Source organism: Nocardioides sp. NPDC023903, assembly GCF_040639295.1.
Classification (GTDB): Bacteria; Actinomycetota; Actinomycetes; order Propionibacteriales; family Nocardioidaceae; genus Nocardioides.
In genome coordinates this window covers 162,973-185,319 of the sequence record NZ_JBEZZS010000005.1, presented here as the reverse complement: position 1 = coordinate 185,319, position 22,347 = coordinate 162,973, and the positions used below count along the sequence as shown (strand labels likewise).

The following is a 22,347-nucleotide window of genomic DNA, read 5'->3' as shown; positions in this document are numbered from 1 at the left end:
AGGGCCTCAAAGCCCCAGAGATCTAGCTCAGGATCACGGCATCCGGGCGAGAGCCGGCTTGGCCACGGCGGTCTTGCCGGGGATCGCGTTCCAGCGCTCCGGCAGGACCGCGCGGTGCGGGCCGACCTCGAGGAGGAGCACGTTGCGGTAGGTCATCCCGTACGTCTCGACATAGGGCGCGAGCGAGGTGAGCAGGTCCTGAGTGCGCCACTGAGCGGCGTCGAGGACGAGCACCTCGATGTCGAAGGCGTCGAAGTCGAAGGCGTGCCGCTGGTGGCCGTCACGACGCAGCTCGGCCGCCTCGGTGGTGCGCTCGGCCTGCTTGTTGGCGGCGGCGTGGATCTGCTGGAAACCGCTGACCGCGCGGGTGCCGACGACGTCGGTGGCAGCCAGCAGGTTGCCCTCCAGATCGGTGTCGGCGAGCCCGGCGATGTCCTCGGTCAGCACGGCCGAGACCGGGAGGATGACGAGCTTGTCGACGTCGGGGAGCAGGTCGGCGACCACGAGCCGCTCGACCTGGCCGATCGGGAGGGTGCTGCCGTCGGGCTGCTTGATGCCGTCGAAGCCGGACACGTCCAGCGCGCTGAGCGTGATCCCCGGCCGAGCGAGCTCGTCGAGCCGCAGGTCGGCGCCACCGGTCTGGACCCACAGGTGGACCGGACGGGAGGAGTAGGCGGCGATGGACTTGATCAGCCGGCGCAGCTTCGGGCGCTGCTTCGGTCGGGCCGAGACGGCGACGTGGATCGCGTCGGCCGGGACCTGCTCCGGGGTGTTGACCGGGTTGCTGCGTACGTCCTCGGCGATCGAGCTGACCAGCTCGCCCACCTTGCGGGCGCCGGCGCGGCGCTCACGGGCGATCTCGACCTCGGCGGCGTTCATCTCGCGCCACAGCGTGTAGACCTCCTCGACGCTGGCGCCGGAGAAGATCTTGGTGAGGATCGTCTCGAGCCGGTCGTTCATGCTCTCCCGGATGCCGTCGAACTCGGCGGGGGTGAGCGGGTTGAGGCCGGCGAAGCGCGGGTCGGAGAGGTTCTTCGGGCGGAAGTCGATGTCGATGCCGATGCTGCGACCCGGCAGGTAGCAGTGCAGACGGCTGGTGACCAGCTTCTGGTGGTCGCGACGGTAGCCCTCGAGCATCGTGATCGCGTCGTCGATGTTCTGCACGAACGGGCGGAACCGGACCTCGTCGAGGCCGCCCTGGGCGTAGGTCGGGGCGCCCTCGGGGATGGAGCCGTCGAAGACGTCGACGTAGCCGATGGGAGCGTCCGGGCCGGGGAGCTCCTCCGCATCGGGGAAGACCGTCGAGACCGTGGTCGTGAGGCAGCCCGAGAAGAAGGCGGGCACGCCGACGGAGAGCAGGATGTCGACGGTCGTCCAGTCGCGGCAGCCGATCGGGGCGTACTTCTTGAGGTACTCGATCGTCTCGTCGGTCATCATGGCGCGGGTGCTGCAGTGGAACGAGACGAAGATCGGGCGCAGGTTCTTGTGGAACGGCATCCCGTAGCGCATCTCGAAGATCGGGTGCATGTACCACCCGAAGCCGAGCATCCAGGTGTCCTTCGGGACAGGCTGGTACATCGACGCGTCGCGCTGCAGGGTCATCAGCTGGACCTTGGCGGACAGGCCCTCGCGGACGCGCTCGGGGCGGACCCGCTCACGCAGCCGGTTGGCCATGTCGTCGAGCTCGGACTCGCCGGTGAACTCCAGGTCCTTGTGGCGCACCACGTGACCGAGGGAAGCGACGGTCTGGACGTGGTCGCCGATGTTGGCCGAGGCGCGCGAGCGGCCGGGGTGGCCGTAGTCGACGACGGCGTAGGAGACGGTGCCCTCCGGCACGGCCGGGCCCTCGGGCTCGTCGTTGCCGGCCGCCACCCACGGGCGCAGCCAGTCACGGCTCTCGACGACCCACTTGGTGTCGCCGTTGGTGCCGTCGCCGACGGCCTCGTCGAGCCGGGCGTAGAGGCTGCGGGCCAGCTCCTGGTCGCCGAAGCCGAAGACGCGGCTGGTCATCGCGAGCCACGCGCGGCCCGAGACGTACGAAGCGCCGGACTCGGCGAGCTCGCGCAGGGTGGCGCGGGTCGCGTCGGGGTCGACGTGGAGGCCGGACATGACGTACTCGTCGGCGGCCTTGGCGGCCCACGTCTCCACCGGGATGCCCTGGAAGAGGGCCCAGGCGCGCTCGTAGAAGCCGCCACCGGCGGCGTTGACAGCACCCTCGAGATCAGCGGCGACGACGAGCGGCTCGACCTCGATGGAGATCGGCGCCGGCTTAGAGTCCTGCGACGCGCCCTCCGAGATGGACGGGACGCGAGCAGTCAGACTCTGACGCAGGCGCTCGGGAAGCAGCTGGCGAGCGAGTCGTCGAGCTGGGCTGGCCATGGGACTCCTTCATTGATGGTTCGACGCAGTGTCGTCGGGCGGAGCCGCGATGTTCGCGGTCCGTTCACACGTTTCCCCCTATGATCCAGGCCGGATATCCTGCCCGAAGAATCGGCAATCCCCAAAGACGCCGACTAATCTCTGCGCATGCCGATCCCCAACCCCCACGAGCAGGTCGCGTTCCCCGAGGGCCGTTACCTCACGATGTGCAACGAGATCGCGACCAAGTTCGGTGGACAGACGCGGGCGATGATCATGCGCAACCGCCTGATCACCCAGCACACCGGGATCCCGACCACGCTGCTGACGACCGAGTCGAAGCCCGTCTACGACGAGGTGCGCGAGGCGCTGCGCGAATCGGGCCAGCTGGTCGAGGGCATGGACCTCCTCAACCTCTACGAGTGGTACCGGCTGAACACCCCGACCGACGCGCCGGACGAGTCCGTGGACGCGCTCGGTGGCCAGCTGGGTGAGGTGGCCGGCACGACCATCTCGGACGTACTCCACCCCGACGGCACCGTCTACTACACCGCCCACTCGCAGTCCGGGAAGGACCTGGCGCGCGACTACCGTCGCGCCGACGGGTCGATCTACCTGCGGGCGCCGGGCCCGGGTGCTCCGGCCGCTTCCCGGGTGCCTTACATCCTCACCGACGCCGAGGGGCGCCCGATCCGGTCGTGGGAGACCCTGGGCGGCTGGCTGTGGCACTGGCTCGAGCTGCTCGCCGGCGACGCCGAGCGGGTCTTCTTCGTGACCGACTCCCGGTTCGCGCTGCGCGACGCCATGCCCCGCCAGGACGACCGCTTCTACTTCCTTCACCTCATGCACAACAACCATGTCGTGAAGGAGCGGCGCTGGAACTCCCAGCTCTCGGGCAAGTACGCCCCGCTGCTCGACAACATCCACGAGTACGACGCGCTGGTGAACCTGACCCATCGTCAGTCCGAGCACATCGCGATGCGCTACGGCTCGACCTCGCACCGGTTCGTCGTGCCCAACCCGGTCGAGCTGCCCGAGCTGCCCGAGACGATGCCCGTGCGGGAGCCGGCGACGTTCGTCACGGTGGCCCGGCTCGAGCCGCAGAAGCGCCTCGAGCACGCCATCAAGGCGTTCGCGAAGGTGATCGAGAAGCGGCCCGAGGCCAAGTTCCAGATCTACGGCGACGGCAAGCTCTACAAGCCGCTCGCCGACCTGATCGAGACTCTCGACGTCGGCAAGAACGTCCAGCTCATGGGTCACGACCCGCGAGCCAAGGAAGCGCTGCTGCACGCCACCGGCTTCATCATGACCAGCGTCAACGAGGGCTACCCGCTGGCGACCCTCGAGTCGCTCTCCTTCGGCTGCCCGGTGATCAGCTACGACATCAACTACGGTCCGCGCGAGCAGATCAGCGATGGCGTCGACGGCTACATCGTCGAGGCCGAGGACATGGACGCGGTCGCCGAGCGCTGCATCCAGATGATCGACGCCCCCGACAAGGTGGCCGAGATGTCCCGCAAGGCCCTGGAGAAGGCGAGCAAGCACGACTGGCGCGCGTTCCTCGACGACTGGCGGGTCGCCTTCGAGGGCGCCGTCGCGCAGCGGCCGGGCCGGATCGAGAAGGCCCGTGCCCGGCTCGACGTCCACGCCCTCGGCTGGGCGCGGCCGATGCCCGAGGGCGTCGCGACCCGGCTGCCGGGTCCGGCCAGCCGGCTGGGACGTACTCAGGCGAGCTCCGCTGCCTTCCGTGACTCTCGTATGCTCCGCTTCGACGCCATGCTCACCGTGATGGGCGAGTGGCCGAAGGGCGTGATGGCGGATCGCATCGTCACCCTCGACGCCGTCTGCAACGACACCGGCGAGGTGGCCGCGCTGCCGCTCGAGGTCTCACCTGAGGGCAGGGGCGAGTTCCGGCTCGCCTCCAGGTTCGACCTCGCGGAGGTCTTCGAGGAGTTCTCCGAGGACGCGCGCAACCTCGACCTGCGGCTCCGGTTCACCGTCCACAACTGGAACTGGCAGACCACGCTGGGCCGGCCCCGCCACGTACGCCCGAACTTCGAGGTGTCGTTCGGTCCGAACGACGTGCTTCACCTGCAGCGGCGCTGACCGGCGGGCGTCACGCTCCGGCGGTGCGGACGACGTGGAGCTTCGTACGCCGCTCCAGCCGGAAGCCGGGACGGTCCTTGAAGTACTCGTCGACAGCGTCACGGCACCCGCTGTAGTGGAAGTAGTCGTCGAGCACGATCCGTCCCCCGACGACCAGGTGGGGGGCGATCCGCTCCAAGCAGGTCATCGTCGACTCGTACCAGTCGCCGTCGAGGTGGGCGAAGGCGACCGGCTCGTCGATCTTCAGCGTGTCCTGGAACAGGCCCTGCACCAGTTCGACGTTGTGCTCCGCCGGATCGATCCCGTGCCGGGTGAATGAGTCGCTCACCTCGTCGTAGAGGTTGTCGCGATAGCCGTAGTAGGTCTCCCCGCCGATGCCCTTCGACGTGCCGCTGACGATCTTCTGGTAGCGCTTGTGCACGTCGTCGCCGTCGCGCTCGGACGGCTCCGGGATCATCCCGAAGACGTCGTAGACCCTCATCGGCCGCTTCGGGTCCTTCGCCGCCGCCATCACGATCGCGGAGCCACCGAGCGCCGCCCCGGTCTCGATGATCAGGCCGGGCCGGTCCTGCAGGTCGGCGTCCAGCACCTGACGGGCGAGCACCTGCAGGTTCTCGGGCTTGAGGTAGGTGAGGTGCTCGGCGCGGACGCCGTCGAGGACGGTGCGGACCTCGGCAGTGAGCGGGAGGTCGACCAGCGGGTCGCGCACGGACTCGCGGGTGCGTACGGTCTCCGTCCGCAGCCGCTCGACCTCCGCCTGGAGCTCGGCCATGGTCGGGGCAGCCTTCGTCTTCGTCTCGACCTCGGGCTGCTTCGACACGGGCGGCGCCCCGTCGGCAGGCTTGCGCGCGACGACGACGTAGTTCTTCGGCATCCCGCGCTCGAAGCGGCGACCGGAGACCTCCAGCCGCGCGTAGAGGCGGCTGAGCCGGACCGCGAGCTTCCGGTTGAGGAGCACGATCGGAGCGACGTAGGCGAGCTTCCAGCGCAGACCTCGTCCGCGGAGCTCACCGACGCTCGCAGGGAGGTTCTTCGCCATCATCTGATAGCTGTAGGCGACCGTCCCGAAGTAGCCCTCGAGCCAGTTCATCCTGGCGATCTCGAAGCCCGTCTCCTCGAACATCTTCCGCAGCGAGAACTGGGTGTAGCGGAAGAAGTCGTAGGGTTTTTGGTGCTCGGCGAAGAAGAGGGGTGCGGAGAGGAAGATCCGGCCGCCCGGCTTGAGCACGCGGTAGAGCTCGGCGATGGCCTTCTCCGGCTCGGGCACGTGCTCGAGCACCTGGTTGCAGATCACCCGGTCGAAGCGCCCGTCATCGACCGGGATGTCGGTGATGTCGCAGACGTAGTCCAGCGGTGCGTACGCCGAGCTCAGCTGCGCGAAGTCAGCAGCCTCGTACTGGGCGTGCTTGAACAGCTTCCGGTAGGGCGAGCGGCCCGCCCCGGCGTCCAGGACACGCATGCCACGCTTGGTGCCCTTGGCGAAGCGTGCCATCTCCTGGCGGAGACGAACGCGGGAAGGATTGATGTGTCGGGGCTGAACCGCAACGCCGCGATTCTGCCGGCCTCGAGTCAGCATGCAGAGACATTAGCGCTCTTGCTGCGGAGTCTCCCGTAAACCACGCAACACGGCGTCGCGCACCGGGTCGTGGAGGCGGCGCTCAATGAGGTAGTGGAGCGCGATGGCCAGCACGAGGGCGGTCGAGACGGCAGCAGCCAGGACGACGTACTCGTCGTAGCGGCCGTGGAACATGTCGATGATCCAGAACGCGAACTGCGCGTGGATCAGGTAGAGCGGGTAGGTCAGTGCCCCGAGTGTCGTCAGGAAGCGCGCCTCCACGCGGCCCAGCGGGCCGGCCGAGACCAGCCAGACGAGTGCCGCGAACCCCACGATCGCCCAGCCGGTGATCACCGGCGAGACAGTGGCGCCGACGAGCTCGGTGGCCCGGTCGGCGTACTCGGTCGCCTGGCGGATGCCCAGGATCACGTTGTAGGCGACCGCGAGCCAGGCGATGAACGAGTTGCCGAACCGGTAGATGAGGAAGAGCGCCATGCCCATCGCGAAGAACGGGGCGTACTCGGCGAACAGGAGCGAGTTGAGCATGCCGGAGTCGGTCGCGCGGGCGATCTGGGCGAGCAGCGGCCACAGGAAGACGACCGCGATCACTCGCTGCTTGGTGATTCCGACGAGCAGGAAGACCCCGATCAGCAGGTAGAACTTGAGCTCGATCCAGAGCGTCCAGAAGGCACCCTGGGCACTGAGTACGTCCCAGGCGTCCTGGGTCATCGTCATGTTGATCAGGCCGCCGACGAACCCCTGGTCGCGGCCGCCTTTCCAGTACGCCTGGAGGATCAGCGTGATGATGACGGCGACCCAGTAGGCCGGGAACAGCCGGGCGACTCGGGACGAGACGAAACGGGGCAGGTCACGACCCCATGCGGTCATCAGGATCACGAAGCCGCTGATGATGAAGAAGAGCTCCACGCCGAGGTAGCCGTAGCGGGTGACGTGGTTGAGCGTCGGGAAGACCTCCCGGGGGTCGATACCCCAGTAAGGGGTCGCGATGCCGGTCAGGTGGTAGCCCACGACGACGGCTGCCGCGATGAACCGGAGCGCGTCGAGCGCGCCGAGCCGGGAGCGGCGTACGGCCTTCTTCTTGGGCTCGGGGGCAGGGGCCGTGTCCGCGGGCGCGGTCGGGGTGCTGGTCATCGGGTCAGTTCCCCGCCGCAGCGTCCAGGGCCTCCTGGATCGGGTCGATGCGGCGCAGGTCGATGACGTGGCCGGTGCTCGACGCGATCAGGGTGTCCAGCGACGCCCGGGCGACCGCCTTCGACTCCAGGAGCGTGTGGGACGGCTCCTGGCCGAACGCCTTGGTGCGCATCGGGGTGCCGGTGCGCTCGGGGTTGATCGCGTTGACGCGTACGCCCTGGTCGGCCCACTCGTCGGCGAGGGCCTGGGTCAGGTTGACGGTGGCCGCCTTCGCCGAGGAGTAGAGCGCGTAGCCGCGGCGACCGCGGGTGTAGGAGCTCGAGGTGAAGAAGAGGAGCGAGCCCTTCGCCCGGGCGAGGTAGGGGAAGAACTCCTGCGCGATCAGGACCGGCGCGATGTAGTTGATCTCGGTCGCGTTGTAGATCGTCTCCTCCGAGACGGTGGCGAGCTCGCCGCGCGGCAGCACACCAGCGGTGTTGACCACGTAGTCGATCGAGCCGAAGCGCTTGCCGGCGTCGGCGGCCGCGGCGACGATGTCGGCCCGCTTGGCGACGTCGGTGCTGGTGGCCGAGCGGCTGTAGGAGGCGACGTTGGCGCCGTAGGACTCGGCCAGCTCCGCGATGTCGGCGCCGATGCCGTAGCTGCCACCGAAGACGACCATGTTCTTGCCCTCGAGGGCGGCCCGGTAGTCGGCCTCGTCCTTCTGCGGGAACTGCTGGTGGGCGGTGAGCTGGAAGAGCTTGTCGGCGATGTAGACGTCGATCGGCTCGGTGACCTTCATGTTCTGCTCGTGACCGTCGACCACCCAGATCTTGGTGTCGGGCAGGTACTTCAGCACCACGCTGCAGTCGTCGGTCGCCCGGAACTCAGGGTCCTGGTCGGCGATCTCGTAGGCCCGCTTCAGGGTCGAGGCGAGGAAGGCCTGCGGGGTCTGGCCGCGGCGCAGCCGCGAGCGGTCCGGGATCTGCGAGATGGTGTTGTCGTCGTTGAGCTCGATGATCGTGTCCGCGGACGGGATGGCCACGTCGACGGCCTCGTAGGTCACCAGCGCCTTGAAGCAGTCGGTGATCACGTCCTCGCTGAGCAGCGGACGTACGGCGTCGTGGAGGAGGACGTTGCAGTCCTCGCCCTCGGGGAGGGCGGCCAGGGCGCGCTTGGTCGTCTCGTTGCGGGTGTCGGCGCCCTCGAGGATCTTGGAGACCTTCGGGTAGCGGCCGTCGCGGGTCATCGCGTGCACGGCGTCGAGGTGGCCGGGAGCCATCAAGATGATGATCTCGTCGATCTGGGGGTGGCGGTCGAGCACGCCGAGGGTGTGCTCCATGATCGGCATCCCTGCGATCTTGATGAGCTGCTTCGGGATGTCGAGACCCACACGGGAGCCCACACCGCCGGCAAGCAGCACGGCAACGTTACGAAGCACTGAACTCTGACCCTTTGATAGATGACGAGGAGCCGTGGATTCTTCCACGATGCGCGGGAAGGACTCCAATGCTGGGTGCGAGGTGATACCGAGCCGTTGGTTCGGCGTGTGATCCGCGGAGGCCGCGCGCTGGTGTGATCGCAGTCACGGCACTGTGGTGTTTCGGATGAGTGTCGGGCGGCGTACCTTTGTTTCGTCTCGGTCACGGTGGCCGAGGAGACAGGCACAACGTCTGGTACCCATCCCGGCTCCGCTCACAAGGGGAGTGGTCGGAGGGACTGGAACGAAAGGTCTACAACCATGAACCCACTCAGGGTGGGCGTCGTCGGCGCGGGTCGCGTCGGGGCCGTCCTTGCAGCAGCGCTGCGGTCCGCAGGTCACGAGATCGTGGCTGTGGCCGGAGAGTCCGACGCCTCTCGCGCGCGGATCGCCTCTCTTCTCCCGGGGGTCCCGGTCGAGAAGCCGACAGCTGTCGCTCGCGCGTGCGACCTCCTTCTTCTCACCGTCCCCGACGACATGCTCGGCAACGTCGTCAAGACGATGACGGATGCCGGCGCGATCCGCCCCGGGATGTACGTCGCGCACACCTCCGGCCGCCACGGCCTGGCGATCCTCGAGCCGGCCGCCGCGATCGGCGCCCACGTGATGGCCGTCCACCCGGCGATGACCTTCTCCGGCACCTCGGTCGACCTGGCCCGGCTCACCGGCTGTGTCTTCGGCCTGACGGCCGCCACTCCCGCCGACCGGGCCTTCGCCGAGGCGCTGGTCCATGACCTCGGCGGCAAGCCGATGTGGGTGCCCGAGGAGATGCGGACGCTCTACCACGCCGGCCTCGCCCACGGCGCGAACCACCTGGTCACCCTGGTCACCGAGGCGATGGAGATCCTCTCCGCCGCCGGCGCCACCGACCCCGCGGGCACCCTGCGGCCGTTGCTGACGGCCGCCCTCGACAACGCCCTGGACCACGGCGACGCGGCGCTGACCGGCCCGATCGTCCGCGGCGACGCCGGCACGGTGGCGGCCCATCTCGACGACATCCGCACCAACGCTCCGCAGACCCTGGCGTCGTACGTCTCCATGGCGCGAGCCACGCTCGACCGCGCCGTCTCCGACGGGCGGCTGCTGCCCATCCGGGCGCTCAAGATCAAGAACCTGCTCGACGAGGCGGATCGTGCTGCGGTGCAGCCCCTCCAGCGTCCGATCCACACCTGGAACCAGTGATGAGCGAAGTCGCCTCCTCCCGCGAAGAGCTCGCGAAGCTCCTCGACCCCGCCCGTCGTGAGGGCACTCTCGTCGGGTTCGTGCCCACGATGGGCGCCCTCCACGAGGGCCACGCGTCGCTGATGCGCGTCGCCCGCGAGCGGGTCGGCGGTGGCCCCGTCGTCGTGTCGATCTTCGTCAACCCGCTGCAGTTCGGCGCGGGGGAGGACCTCGACCGCTACCCGCGCACGCTCGAGGCGGACCTGGAGGTCTGCGAGCGTGAGGGCGTCGACGTCGTCTTCGCGCCGTCGGTGGACGAGGTCTATCCCGGCGGGCTGCCGCAGGTGACCGTGGCCCCCGGCGAGCTCGGTGACGTGCTCGAGGGCAAGACCCGGCCGGGCCACTTCGGCGGCGTACTCACCGTCGTCGCGAAGCTGTTCGGGCTGGTCAAGCCCGATGTCGCCGTCTTCGGCCAGAAGGACTACCAGCAGCTTGCGCTGATCCGCCGGATGTCGGCCGACCTGTGCCTCGGCGTCGACGTCGTCGGCGCGCCGACCCAGCGCGAGCCCGACGGCCTCGCCCTCTCCTCGCGCAACCGCTACCTCTCGCCCGAGCAGCGGGAGGAAGCGACGACGCTGTCGCGGGCGCTCTACGCCGCGCAGCGCGAGGCCACCCACGGAGTCGAGGCTGCCCTCCAGGCGGCCCGCGCCGAGCTGCGCCGGGCGAAGGGGGTCGACCTGGACTACCTCGTGGTCACGGACCCTGCGCTCGGAGAGCTGTCCGCCAACCCGGAGCCGGCCACCGAAGCCCGGATCCTCGTCGCTGCCCGCCTCGGCACCACCCGACTCATCGACAACATGAGCCTCACGATCGGAGCATCCCGATGACTCGTCTGCGCACCATGATGACCGGCAAGATCCACCGCGCCACGGTCACCCAGGCAGACCTCCACTACGTCGGCTCGGTCACCGTCGACGCCGACCTCCTCGACGCCGCGGACATCCTCCCCGGCGAGCTGGTCTCCATCGTCGACATCACCAACGGTGCCCGCCTCGAGACCTACACGATCGCGGGCGAGCGCGGCAGCGGCGTACTCGGTATCAACGGCGCCGCCGCCCACCTGGTCCACCCCGGCGACCTGGTCATCCTCATCGCGTACGCACAGATGAGCACCGAGGAAGCCCGCGCCTTCGAGCCGCACGTCGTGCACGTCGACGAGGCCAACCACATCATCGCGCTCGGCTCCGACAGGAGCGAGCCGGTTCCAGGGACCGACCAGATGCGTGGACCGCTCGTTCTCACGCAGTAGCGTGCGGGCATGAGCGAGCGCCAGCGAGCGACAGACGAGATCATCATGCTGTCGCCTCCGTATGCTTTCCTCTCCTCGACGGAGGGGGCAGCATGAACATCGAGCTGCTCTCTGCCCGTGACCCGGGTTGGACCGAGTGGGCAGACGTGATCGTGGTGGGCTCGGGGATCGCCGGGCTGACCGCGGCGCTGCGGCTCAAGGACCAGGTCGAGCGGGTCGCCGTCGTCACCAAGGACGAGCTCAAGGCCGGTTCGACGCAGTGGGCCCAGGGCGGCATCGCGGCGGCTCTCGGCGAGGGCGACACCCCCGCTCAGCACGAGGTCGACACGCTCGTGGCAGGCGCCGGGGCGTGCGACCTGGAGGCCGTACGTGTCCTGGTCGGTGAGGGCGCCGAGGCGGTCCGTGAGCTGATCGAATGGGGTGCTGAGTTCGACAAAGACCCCTCCGGCAACCTCTCGCTCACCCGTGAGGGCGGCCACCGAAGGGACCGGATCGCGCACGCCGACGGCGACGCGACCGGTGCCGAGATCCAGCGTGCGCTGATGGAGGCCGTACGCCGAGCCCCCGAGATCCTGGTCTTCGAGCACGCGATGGTCGTCGACCTGCTGACGGCCGCCGACGGCGGTGTGGCCGGCCTGACCATCCACGTGATGGGCGAGGGCGATGCCGACGGCGTCGGGATCGTGCGTACCCGTGCTGTCGTGCTCGCCTCCGGCGGCCTCGGCCAGGTCTTCTCGCAGACCACCAACCCCGCCGTCGCCACCGCCGACGGGATGGCGATCGCACTGCGGGCCGGTGCGACCCTGCGCGATCTCGAGTTCGTCCAGTTCCACCCCACGGTGATGTATCTGGGCGAGGACTCCCGCGGCCAGCAGCCACTGATCTCCGAGGCCGTACGCGGCGAGGGCGCCTTCCTGGTCGACTGGGACGGCAACCGCCTCATGGAGGGCGTGCACGAGCTCGGCGACCTGGCTCCGCGCGACATCGTCTCCAAGGCGATCATGAAGCGGATGCTCGAGACCGGACACCCCAACATGTGGCTCGACGCCCGTCACCTCGGTCGTGAGTTCTGGGAGAAGCGGTTCCCCAACATCCTGGCCTCGTGCGAGCAGCACGGCGTCGATCCGTCCGTCGACCTGATCCCCGTCGCTCCGGCGTGCCACTACGCCTCGGGCGGCGTACGCACCGACCTGTGGGGCCGCAGCGACGTTCCCGGGCTCTATGCCACGGGGGAGGTTGCCTGCAGCGGCGTGCACGGCGCCAACCGACTCGCCTCCAACTCGCTCCTCGAGGGGCTGGTCTTCTCGCGCCGGATCGCCGAGGTCCTGCCCGGCGAGCTGCGTCAGCTGGAGGACCCGGCCCCCGGTCCCGGCACCGGGCGCGCGCTGGTCCCCGGCACCGCGCTCAAGCAGCTGCAGGAGACGATGACGACCAAGGTCGGGGTCCTCCGCAACGCGACCGGTGTCGCCGAGGCGATCGACGAGCTCGAGCAGCTCGGTGGCACCCCGGCGACCGAGATCGACCCGGCCGCCTGGGAGGCGACCAACCTGCTGACCGTCTCGCTCGCGCTGGCGACGTCCGCGCTGCTGCGCGAGGAGACCCGCGGGTCCCACTGGCGTGAGGACTTCGCCGAGCGCGACGACGCCGGATTCGCCGGCCACTTCGACCTGAGACTCCGGGACGGCGAGACTGTCGCCATCTTCACCCCGGCCCCAGCGACCGACCCGTCCCAGACCGAACCAAACCAGTCAACCTTGGCAGGAGCCTGATGACCATCCGACGCGTGCCCTTCGACGAGATCCCGCAGCCGCTGCGCGACGAGCTGACCAACGCCGGCCTGGACGCCGGCGAGGTCTACGACGCCGTGGAGCTCGCTCTCGACGAGGACCTGCCCACGTCTGCACCCGGCGAGATGCCCAGCGAGGACGTCACCTCCGTGGCCACCATCGCCCCCGACTCGACCGGGATCGGCGTCTTCGCCGCCCGTGAGGAGGGCGTCGTGGCCGGCCTCGGCGTGGCTGAGCTCGTCTTCGCGTACGTCATGGGTGACTCGGTCACGGTCACCGACCGCGTCAAGGACGGCTCCAAGGTGAAGGCCGGAGACGTCATCATGCGGATCGCCGGGCCGACCCGCGGGCTGCTGACCGCGGAGCGTACGGCCCTCAACTACGCCTCCCACCTCTCCGGCGTCGCCACCGGCGTCGCGGCCTGGACCGAGGAGCTGGAAGGCACCGGCGCGCAGGTCCTCGACACCCGCAAGACGTTGCCGGGCTTCCGGGCGCTGGAGAAATACGCCGTACGTTGTGGCGGCGGCGCCAACCACCGGATGTCGCTCTCCGACATGGCGCTGGTGAAGGACAACCACATCGTCGCCGCGGGTGGCGCGGTGCAGGCTTATGAGGCCGTGAAGTTCGCCTATCCGGACGTGCCGATCGAGGTCGAGGTGACCACGCTCGAGGAGCTCAAGGCGCTCCTCGATGCCGGTTGCGGCCGGATCATGCTCGACAACATGTCGACCGTGATGATGAAGGAGGCCGTCGAGATCACCGCCGGGCGTGCGGTGCTCGAGGCCTCCGGCGGGCTGACCCTTGACCGGGCCCGCGAGGTCGCCGAGACCGGTGTCGACTATCTCTCCGTCGGTGCGCTGACCCACTCGGTGAAGGTCTTCGACATCGGCTTCGACCTGTCCGAGGGCTGAGGCGTCCCGCCATGTCTTTGCTCGCCGTCAACATCGGCAACAGCCACACGGTTCTCGGGCTGATCGCCGACGGCGTCGTGTCCGCGGACTGGCGGGTCTCCACGCTCGAGCACCGCACTGCCGACGAGTGGTGGGCGCTGCTGCGGGGGATTCTCGGCGACACCTTGGTGGCGAGCATCGACGGCGTGGTGGTGTGCGCGACCGTGCCCTCGGTCCTGCACGAGTGGCGCGAGATGATCGCCCGCCATCTCGGCTCGGTCGAGAGCGTGGTGGTCGAGCCAGGCGTACGTTCCGGCATCCCGATCCTCATGGACAACCCGCGCGAGGTCGGCACCGACCGGATCGCCAACGCGGTCGCTGCCGTGGCTCTTCACGGAGGCCCCGCGATCGTGGTCGACTTCCGGGGAACGGCGACGACCTTCGACGTGGTCAACGCAGCGGGACAGTACGTCGGTGGCGCGATCCTGCCGGGGATTGAGCTGTCGCTGGAGGCGCTGGGGCGGCGTGGTGCGCAGCTGCGCAAGGTCGAGCTCGCCCGCCCGCGCTCGGTGATCGCGAAGAACACGGTCGAGGCGCTGCAGTCGGGAATGGTCTTCGGAGTCGCCGCGCAGGTCGAAGGTCTGGTCGCTCGGATCATCGCCGAGCTGGGTGTCTCTGCCGAAGAAGTGACCGTGATTGCGACCGGCTATCTGGCGGAGTTCGTTCTCGACGAGAGTAAATGCTTCTCGTCGCATTCTCCGTGGCTGACGATGCAAGGACTGGAACTCATATTCCAGCGGAATGCCATTCGTTAGTCTTTTCAGTATGGCGACCTGTTGATTCATCCGGATCGTATGTAATGCTATGGGCATCTCGCTTAACGGCGATAGCTATATTCGGCCCGTTTCCGGGTGAAGAAGAGCAGTGAAGGTAGGAACATGGCTAAGAAGGTTCAGATCATCCTCGAGGATGACATCGATGGCTCGGAAGCTGCGGAGACGGTGTCTTTTGCCCTGGACGGCACGTCCTACGAGATTGATCTCAGCGATGCCAATGCGGCAAAGCTTCGTGATTCTCTCGCGCTCTTCGTCGGCCACGCCCAGAAGGTGAGCGGCCGTCGCGGCAGCGCCAAGAAGGCGCCCGCCGCCGGTGGCTCGACCCCGAAGGTCATGCGCGAGTGGGGGAAGGCCAACGGTTACACCGTTCCCGACCGTGGTCGCATTCCGGCTGACGTCCGAGCGGCTTTCGAAGCGGCTCACTGACAAACTGGTCTGACCGCACCGAACGTCCGGCTGTCGCGCCCTCCGGGGCGCGGCAGCCGCCTTTGTGTGAGGTCGGCTGTGTGCAGGCGTCTGTCCGGCGTACGGAACGCGTGTTCGCTCTCAGCGCACGGATCGCGTTGTGTTGTCGGGAACGCGTAGGCTGTCTGCGGGGTTGAATCTTGGTGACGCCCCAGAATTCTTAGGAGAGATGCGTACATGTTCGAGCGGTTCACTGACCGAGCCCGCCGGGTGGTCGTGCTGGCCCAGGAAGAGGCCCGCATGCTCTCCCACAACTACATCGGGACCGAGCACATCCTGCTCGGCCTGATCCACGAGGGAGAAGGCGTCGCTGCCAAGGCCCTCGAGTCCCTCGACATCTCGCTCGAGGCGGTGCGCAACCAGGTCGAGGAGATCATCGGCCAGGGCCAGCAGGCACCGTCCGGGCACATCCCGTTCACGCCGCGTGCCAAGAAGGTGCTCGAGCTGTCCCTGCGCGAGGCGCTGCAGCTCGGCCACTCCTACATCGGCACCGAGCACATCCTGCTCGGCCTCATCCGTGAGGGCGAGGGCGTCGCCGCCCAGGTGCTGCAGAAGCTCGGCGCCGACCTCAACCGGGTCCGCCAGCAGGTCATCCAGCTGCTCTCGGGCTTCCAGGGCAAGGAGGGCCAGGCCGGCACCTCCGGCGCGACTGCGTCGACCGGCACCACCTCGACCGAGGCGCCGTCGTCCAGCCTCGTGCTGGACCAGTTCGGCCGCAACCTGACCCAGGACGCCCGCGAGGGCAAGCTCGACCCGATCATCGGTCGCGAAGGCCAGATCGAGCGCGTGATGCAGGTGCTGTCGCGGCGTACGAAGAACAACCCGGTCCTCATCGGTGAGCCCGGCGTCGGCAAGACGTCGATCGTCGAGGGCCTGGCCCAGGACATCGTCAAGGGCAACGTTCCCGAGACGCTCAAGGACAAGCAGATCTACACGCTCGACCTGGGCGCGCTCGTCGCCGGCTCGCGTTATCGCGGTGACTTCGAGGAGCGCCTGAAGAAGGTGCTCAAGGAGATCAAGACCCGCGGCGACATCGTGCTGTTCATCGACGAGATCCACACGCTCGTCGGTGCCGGTGCGGCCGAGGGCGCGATCGACGCGGCGAGCATCCTGAAGCCGATGCTGGCTCGCGGTGAGCTGCAGACCATCGGTGCGACCACGCTGGACGAATACCGGAAGTACCTGGAGAAGGATGCCGCTCTCGAGCGTCGTTTCCAGCCGATCCAGGTGCCGGAGCCGACGATCGCGGTCGCGATCGAGATGCTCAAGGGCATCCGCGACCGTTACGAGGCCCACCACCGGGTCACGATCACCGACGAGGCTCTGGTCGCTGCGGTCACCATGGCCGACCGCTACATCTCCGACCGGTTCCTGCCGGACAAGGCGATCGACCTGATCGACGAGGCCGGCTCGCGCCTGCGCATCCGCCGGATGACGGCCCCCGCCGACCTGCGGGAGTACGACGACAAGATCGCCGACGTGCGCCAGCGCAAGGAGGCCGCGATCGACGGTCAGGACTTCGAGGCGGCGGCCCGTCTGCGCGATGAGGAGAAGCAGCTCATCGCCAAGAAGGCCGAGCGTGAGAAGGCCTGGCGTGCCGGCGACATGGACGAGGTCGCCGAGGTCGACGAGGAGCTCATCGCCGAGGTGCTCGCCGTCGCGACCGGCATCCCGATCGTGCAGGTCAACGAGGAGGAGTCCGCGCGGCTGCTCCGCATGGAGGACGAGCTCCACAAGCGCGTCATCGGTCAGGACCAGGCGGTCAAGGCGCTGTCCCGTGCCATCCGACGCACCCGTGCCGGCCTGAAGGACCCGAAGCGCCCCGGCGGTTCGTTCATCTTCGCCGGTCCGTCCGGTGTCGGTAAGACGTGGCTGTCCAAGACGCTCGCCGAGTTCCTCTTCGGCGACGAGGATGCGCTGATCCAGCTCGACATGTCGGAGTTCGGCGAGAAGCACACCGTCTCGCGGCTCTTCGGTTCGCCTCCGGGCTACGTCGGCTACGAGGAGGGTGGCCAGCTCACCGAGAAGGTGCGCCGCAAGCCGTTCTCCGTGGTCCTCTTCGACGAGGTCGAGAAGGCTCACCCGGACATCTTCAACTCGCTGCTGCAGATCCTGGAGGAAGGTCGCCTGACCGACTCCCAGGGCCGGGTGGTCGACTTCAAGAACACGGTCATCATCATGACGACCAACCTCGGCACGAGGGACATCGCGAAGTCGGTCAACCTGGGCTTCTCCCAGGCCAGCGACGTCGCGGGCTCCTACGAGCGGATGAAGTCCAAGGTCTCCGACGAGCTCAAGCAGCACTTCCGGCCTGAGTTCCTCAACCGTGTCGACGAGGTCATCGTGTTCCCGCCGCTGTCGCAGGAGCAGATCGTCGCGATGGTCGACAACATGATCGCCGCCGTCGAGATCCGTCTCAAGGACCGCGACATGGGCATCGAGCTCACCACGGCCGCGAAGAAGGTGCTCGCCGAGCGCGGCTTCGACCCGGTCCTGGGTGCTCGTCCGCTGCGCCGCACGGTTCAGCGCGAGCTCGAGGACGTGCTCGCCGAGAAGATGCTTTACGGCGACATCGGCCCCGGTGAGATCGTGCTGGTCGACGTCGAGGGTGAGGGTCCTGCCGCGCAGTTCACCTTCAAGGGCCAGAAGCGCTCCGTCGTCCCGGACGTACCTCCGCTGGAGGGTGCGACGGTCTCCGATATCGAGCTCCCCGACCAGGATGAGCCGACGAACATCGAGAAGCCCAAGCCGGATTCCGAGTAGTCCGACAAAGCAACGCCCCGGCCATAGCGGCCGGGGCGTTGTCTTTTCCCCGAGTAGGTCGAATTGGCGGCCGAGTCGTTAGTTGTGGCGGACGAAAGTAGAGTTTCGTCCGCCATTTCTGCGGTTTCGGCGGTTGGTTAGGGGAGGGCGAAGAAGTCTGGTTCCACTTCGGTGGCGAGGTTGTCTTTCAGGAGACCTTCCAGAGCCCGTTGGCGTTGGGTTTCGTCGGACCAGACGACGTCGAGGCGGCTGCGGTGGACGGGGGAGTCGGCGTCACGGAGAACGGCCATCAGGCGGCCGCGGCACTGACGGTCTGTGCCGGCCCAGGTCTGGACCTTGCGAGGCGGCCCGTCGTACGCCGGGTGGCCGGCGGCGCGCCAGGCGCACTGGTCGGCGACCGGGCAGCGGGTGCAGGACGGGTTGGCTGCGGTGCAGACGAGGGCGCCGAGCTCCATGACGGCGACCGACCAGGTGGCGGCGGTCGGCTCGTCCTGCGGGAGTACGCCGGCTGCGAGCTCGCGCTCGGCCTTGTTGACCGACTGCGCGGGGAACTCGACGCCGCTCAGGGTCCGGGCGAAGACGCGGCGTACGTTCGTGTCGAGGACCACGTGGCGCTTGCCGTAGGCGAAGGTGGCGATCGCCGCTGCGGTGTAGTCGCCGACGCCCGGGAGCGCGATCAGCTCGTCGTACGTGGCCGGCACCTCGCCGTCGTGGTGCTCGACGATCGCGGTGGCGGCCGCGTGCAGCCGCAGCGCCCGACGGGGGTAGCCGAGGCGGCCCCAGGCGCGTACGGCCTCGCCGGTCGGCTCCGCGGCGAGGTCGGCCGGGGTCGGCCAGCGCTCCAGCCAGGCCTCGTGGACGGGGAGTACGCGGGAGACCGGGGTCTGCTGGAGCATGAACTCGCTGACCATCACCGACCACGGTGTCGCGGTCGCGGAGCGCCAGGGGAGGTCGCGGGCGTTGGCGTCGTACCAGTCCAGGACGGCGTCGTGGAGAACTGTCACACCCGAATTGTGCCGTGCGACAGGTATTGCCACGGAGTGGCACCCCGAAACCCGGGCACGGGATCATTACGGTGTCGCCTATGGCCCGCTCGAGAAGGACTGGAGGACGGTTGCCGGCCTCGGTCTACTGGCGCCGGCGGCTGGCGGTGCTCGGCATCGTCCTGCTCCTGATCGTCGGGATCTCGCGGTTCTTCCTCAGCGGTTCCGACGGGGTGGACGACACCGCGACCCCCGTGGCCGACGAGCCCACCGCGACCGTGACGGTCACGCCGACGCCCAGCGCGAAGCCGTCGAAGGAGGCGGGCAACGCGGGCGGCAACAACAAGCCCAAGAAGTCGAAGAGCAGTGCGCCACCGGAGCCGACCGGCGAGTGCTCGCCCTCCGACATCATCGTCGAGCCGGCCGTCTCCGACGGCTACTCCTACGACAACGTCACCATCCCGCTGCAGCTGCGCACCGTGAAGGCGTCTGCGTGCACCTGGAAGCTGTCCGCGGACGCGCTTCAGGTGCGGATCTCGCAGAAGGGCGGCGACCTGGTCTGGTCGACGGTCGACTGCGCCAAGGCGGTGCCGACCAAGGAGATCGTCGTACGTCGCGACGTCGTCACCACGCTGCCCCTGACCTGGACCGGCCGTCGCGTCGTCGCCGGCGAGTGCACCGACCACGGCCCGTGGGTGAAGCCGAACTTCTTCGTGATCGTCGCCTCCGCCCTCGGTGGCGAACCGTCATCGGCCACCTTCGGCCTCTACAAGCCCGGCTCCGCCCTGTCGCGTACGGAACCCGACTCCCCGGTCAACTAGCTGCCGAGGCGTCACGCCCGTCGGCCGAGATGGCACCGGGGTGCCGGCTCGACCGACGTAGCTGACGCCTCGGCCGACGCGGGTGACGCCTCGGCGAGGGGTCAGACGTAGCGTTCGAGGATGGTGGACTCGGCGAGGCGGGAGAGGCCCTCGCGTACGGAGCGGGCACGGAGCTCGCCGACGCCCTCGACGGCCTGGAGGTCGTCGACGCTGGCGGAAAGGAGCTTCTGCAGGGTGCCGAAGTGGTCGACTAGGCGGTCGACTACGGCCGGTGGGAGGCGGGGGACCTTCGCGAGGAGGCGGTAGCCGCGCGGGGCGACGGCGCCGTCGAGCGCGTCGGAGGTGGTCAGGCCCAGGACCCGGGCGGTGGCGGCCGGGTCGACGAGCTCGGCGGAGTTGAGCGCCTCGAGCTCGGCCAGCAGCTCCTCGGGGCTGCGGGCGCGACGGCCGCGGGGGAGGTAGTCACGGATGACCATCTCGCGCTCCGCGTCGACGCCGGTGATGAGCTCCTCCAGCTGGAGGGACAGCAGCCGGCCGTCGGTGCCGAGCTCGAGCACGTAGTCCTCGATCTCGCGGGCGATGCGGGTGACCATCTCCAGGCGCTGGGCCACGACGGCCACGTCGCGCACGGTCACCAGGTCCTCGATCTCGAGCGCCGACAAGGTGGACGCCACCTCGTCGAGGCGCAGCTTGTAGCGCTCCAGGGTCGCCAGCGCCTGGTTGGCGCGGGAGAGGATCTGACCGGAGTCCTCGAGGACGTGGCGGGTCTCCCCGACGTACGCAGCGATGATCTGCATCGACTGGGACACCGAGATCACCGGGTGACCGGTCTGCTTCGCGACCCGGTCGGCGGTGCGGTGCCGGGTGCCGGTCTCGGTCGAGGGGATGGTGTGGTCGGGCATCAGGTGGACTGCGGCCTGCACGATGCGACTCAGCGAGTCGTCGACGATGATCGCCCCATCCATCTTGGCGAGCTCACGCAGGCCGGTGGAGGTGAACGGAACGTCGAGCGTGAAGCCACCGGTCGATATCCCATCGACCATCTTGTCGTAGCCGAGCACGATCAGCGCGCCGGTGCGGCCGCGGAGGATCCGCTCGAGCCCGTCACGCAGCGGTGTCCCGGGCGCGATCAGGGCAAGCGTCTCGCGCAGTCGGATTGAGTCCGCGGTGCGGTCGGCGGGCACGAGATTCCTTTCGGAGTGGGATGGGGCGATTCTAACCGTGGATCCAACCGTAATGCCGAGAACGTTCGGCCACGAGTCACCAAGCCGATCACACCAAGCGGAGGAATTCCAGCGCACCACTGATGCTGTGCACCTCAAAGACACGCATCCCGTCGACTTCGCGCTCATTGGGACGGTTGGGCACCGGGGTTCCGGGGTCGGCCGGAACGACGGCCACGGTGAACCCGAGCCGTGCCGCTTCGGAGAGCCGCTGGTCGAGATCGCGCACCCGACGCAGCTCGCCGGCGAGGCCGATCTCCCCGAGCGCCACCACCCCGCGCGGCGTCGGCGTGCCGGTGTGGCTGGAGGCGACCGCGAGCGCCAGCGCCAGGTCGGCGGCCGGATCGCTGATCCGGGCCCCGCCGACCGTCGAGGCGAACACGTCGCGACCCGAGAGACCGACTCGCGCGTGGCGCTGCAGCACCGCGAGGATCATCGCGAGCCGGGAGCCGTCCAACCCCGAGGTCGTACGCTTCGCCCGCTCCTCCGCGCCGAGCACGGTCAGTGCCTGGATCTCGGCGAGCAGCGGCCGGCGACCCTCCATCGTCACGGTGACGCACGTGCCGGGGACCGAGACGTGATGGGTCTCCACGAAGAGCCCTGAGGGGTCGGTGACCGCGACGATGCCCTCCGAGGACAGGTCGAAGCAGCCCACCTCATCGACCGGGCCGAAACGGTTCTTCATCGCCCGCACCATCCGGAACCGTGAGTCGCGTGCACCCTCGAAGTGGAGGACGACGTCGACCAGGTGCTCCAGCACCCGTGGCCCGGCGATCGCCCCGTCCTTGGTCACGTGGCCGACCACGACGGTAGTGATGTTGCGGGTCTTGGCCACCCGGATCAGCGCCGCCGCCACCTCGCGCACCTGGGTCACCCCACCGGGAACGCCCTCGACACCGGAGGCGCCGATGGTCTGCACCGAGTCGACCACGATCAGCTCGGGCCGGCTCTCCTCGATGTGGGTCAGCACCGCGCCGAGATCGGTCTCGGCGGCGAGGTAGAGCTCGTCCTGGATCGCGTTGGTCCGGTCGGCCCGCAGCCGCACCTGTGAGGCGGACTCCTCACCCGTCACGTAGAGCGCCCGGCGTCCGTAGCGCGCCGTCTGCGCCGCCACCTCGAGCAGCAACGTCGACTTCCCGACGCCCGGCTCGCCGGCCAGCAGGATCGCGGCTCCCGGCACCAGCCCGCCACCGAGGACCCGGTCGAGCTCCGGCACGCCCGACGTACGCCGCTCCGATTCGGTCACCGACACCGTGCCGATCGGGACCGCCGCGGTCGAGACCGGTGTCGCCTGCGTACGTCCGATCGGGGCGGCCGCCTCGGCGACCGACCCCCACGCCTGACACTCGCCGCAGCGACCGACCCACTTCGCGGTCTCCCAACCGCACTCGGAGCAGCGGTAGGTGGCGCGTTTGGACGAGCGAGCGGTAGCCATGCCCAGCAACCTAGACCACGGCACCGACAGGAATGGGGCCGAAG

Annotated in this window: 17 protein-coding genes; 10 read left to right on the top strand and 7 right to left on the bottom strand. The window is 68.7% G+C overall.

Annotated elements, in window-relative coordinates:
* Positions 1 to 33: 33 nt before the first annotated feature.
* Entirely contained in the window at positions 34 to 2,379 is a 2,346-nt protein-coding gene (locus AB0F44_RS08605; RefSeq protein WP_357354511.1) for a hypothetical protein, read from the bottom strand.
* A gap of 147 nt (positions 2,380 to 2,526) precedes the next feature.
* Here AB0F44_RS08605 and AB0F44_RS08600 point away from each other — a divergent pair, with 147 nt between their 5' ends.
* Positions 2,527 to 4,464: a glycosyltransferase gene (locus tag AB0F44_RS08600; protein ID WP_357354509.1), complete on the top strand. Its 1,938-nt coding sequence runs from the start codon at positions 2,527 to 2,529 to the stop codon at positions 4,462 to 4,464.
* Positions 4,465 to 4,474: 10 nt separating this feature from the next.
* On the opposite strand, the gene AB0F44_RS08595 is transcribed toward AB0F44_RS08600, so the two are convergent.
* From AB0F44_RS08595 to AB0F44_RS08585, 3 genes are read right to left on the bottom strand one after another with little or no spacing between them, the layout of a single operon-like run.
* Positions 4,475 to 6,040 carry a class I SAM-dependent methyltransferase gene (locus AB0F44_RS08595; RefSeq protein ID WP_357354507.1) on the bottom strand — a complete coding sequence of 522 codons (1,566 nt, stop codon included), beginning with the start codon at positions 6,038 to 6,040 and terminating at the stop codon, positions 4,475 to 4,477.
* A 9-nt stretch (positions 6,041 to 6,049) separates the two neighbouring features.
* Positions 6,050 to 7,171, bottom strand: a complete 1,122-nt coding sequence (locus AB0F44_RS08590; protein WP_357354505.1) for an acyltransferase — start codon at positions 7,169 to 7,171, stop codon at positions 6,050 to 6,052.
* A gap of 4 nt (positions 7,172 to 7,175) precedes the next feature.
* Positions 7,176 to 8,591 (bottom strand): bifunctional cytidylyltransferase/SDR family oxidoreductase, encoded by a 1,416-nt coding sequence (locus AB0F44_RS08585; RefSeq protein WP_357354503.1) that lies wholly within the window; start codon positions 8,589 to 8,591, stop codon positions 7,176 to 7,178.
* Between the two features lie 300 nt (positions 8,592 to 8,891).
* On the opposite strand from AB0F44_RS08585, the gene AB0F44_RS08580 reads away from it, so the two are divergent.
* From AB0F44_RS08580 to AB0F44_RS08545, 8 genes are all read left to right on the top strand, one after another.
* Positions 8,892 to 9,812 (top strand): DUF2520 domain-containing protein, encoded by a 921-nt coding sequence (locus AB0F44_RS08580; protein WP_357354502.1) that lies wholly within the window; start codon positions 8,892 to 8,894, stop codon positions 9,810 to 9,812.
* Positions 9,812 to 10,678, top strand: coding sequence for a pantoate--beta-alanine ligase (gene panC / locus AB0F44_RS08575; protein ID WP_357354500.1), 867 nt, complete (start codon positions 9,812 to 9,814; stop codon positions 10,676 to 10,678). Before AB0F44_RS08580 ends, panC begins: the two co-directional genes overlap by 1 nt.
* Positions 10,675 to 11,100 (top strand): aspartate 1-decarboxylase, encoded by a 426-nt coding sequence (gene panD, locus AB0F44_RS08570; protein ID WP_350660187.1) that lies wholly within the window; start codon positions 10,675 to 10,677, stop codon positions 11,098 to 11,100. Before panC ends, panD begins: the two co-directional genes overlap by 4 nt.
* A gap of 92 nt (positions 11,101 to 11,192) precedes the next feature.
* Positions 11,193 to 12,869, top strand: coding sequence for an L-aspartate oxidase (locus AB0F44_RS08565; RefSeq protein ID WP_357354497.1), 1,677 nt, complete (start codon positions 11,193 to 11,195; stop codon positions 12,867 to 12,869).
* A complete protein-coding gene (gene nadC / locus AB0F44_RS08560) occupies positions 12,869 to 13,798 on the top strand; it encodes a carboxylating nicotinate-nucleotide diphosphorylase (protein ID WP_357354495.1) in 930 nt (309 codons plus the stop codon). Before AB0F44_RS08565 ends, nadC begins: the two co-directional genes overlap by 1 nt.
* A gap of 11 nt (positions 13,799 to 13,809) precedes the next feature.
* Positions 13,810 to 14,592, top strand: coding sequence for a type III pantothenate kinase (locus tag AB0F44_RS08555; protein ID WP_357354493.1), 783 nt, complete (start codon positions 13,810 to 13,812; stop codon positions 14,590 to 14,592).
* A gap of 123 nt (positions 14,593 to 14,715) precedes the next feature.
* Positions 14,716 to 15,039 (top strand): Lsr2 family protein, encoded by a 324-nt coding sequence (locus AB0F44_RS08550; RefSeq protein ID WP_141801691.1) that lies wholly within the window; start codon positions 14,716 to 14,718, stop codon positions 15,037 to 15,039.
* A 216-nt stretch (positions 15,040 to 15,255) separates the two neighbouring features.
* Entirely contained in the window at positions 15,256 to 17,841 is a 2,586-nt protein-coding gene (locus tag AB0F44_RS08545) for an ATP-dependent Clp protease ATP-binding subunit (RefSeq protein WP_357354490.1), read from the top strand.
* A 137-nt stretch (positions 17,842 to 17,978) separates the two neighbouring features.
* Here AB0F44_RS08545 and AB0F44_RS08540 read toward each other — a convergent pair whose 3' ends face one another.
* Positions 17,979 to 18,845 (bottom strand): A/G-specific adenine glycosylase, encoded by an 867-nt coding sequence (locus tag AB0F44_RS08540; protein ID WP_357354488.1) that lies wholly within the window; start codon positions 18,843 to 18,845, stop codon positions 17,979 to 17,981.
* Between the two features lie 80 nt (positions 18,846 to 18,925).
* Between AB0F44_RS08540 and AB0F44_RS08535 the strand changes: the two genes are divergently transcribed.
* Positions 18,926 to 19,645, top strand: coding sequence for a hypothetical protein (locus tag AB0F44_RS08535; protein ID WP_357354486.1), 720 nt, complete (start codon positions 18,926 to 18,928; stop codon positions 19,643 to 19,645).
* 101 nt (positions 19,646 to 19,746) lie between these two features.
* Here AB0F44_RS08535 and disA read toward each other — a convergent pair whose 3' ends face one another.
* Positions 19,747 to 20,829, bottom strand: a complete 1,083-nt coding sequence (gene disA / locus AB0F44_RS08530; RefSeq protein WP_141801687.1) for a DNA integrity scanning diadenylate cyclase DisA — start codon at positions 20,827 to 20,829, stop codon at positions 19,747 to 19,749.
* 88 nt (positions 20,830 to 20,917) lie between these two features.
* On the bottom strand, positions 20,918 to 22,303 hold the full coding sequence (gene radA, locus AB0F44_RS08525; protein ID WP_357354484.1) for a DNA repair protein RadA: 1,386 nt from the start codon (positions 22,301 to 22,303) through the stop codon (positions 20,918 to 20,920).
* Positions 22,304 to 22,347 lie beyond the last annotated feature (44 nt).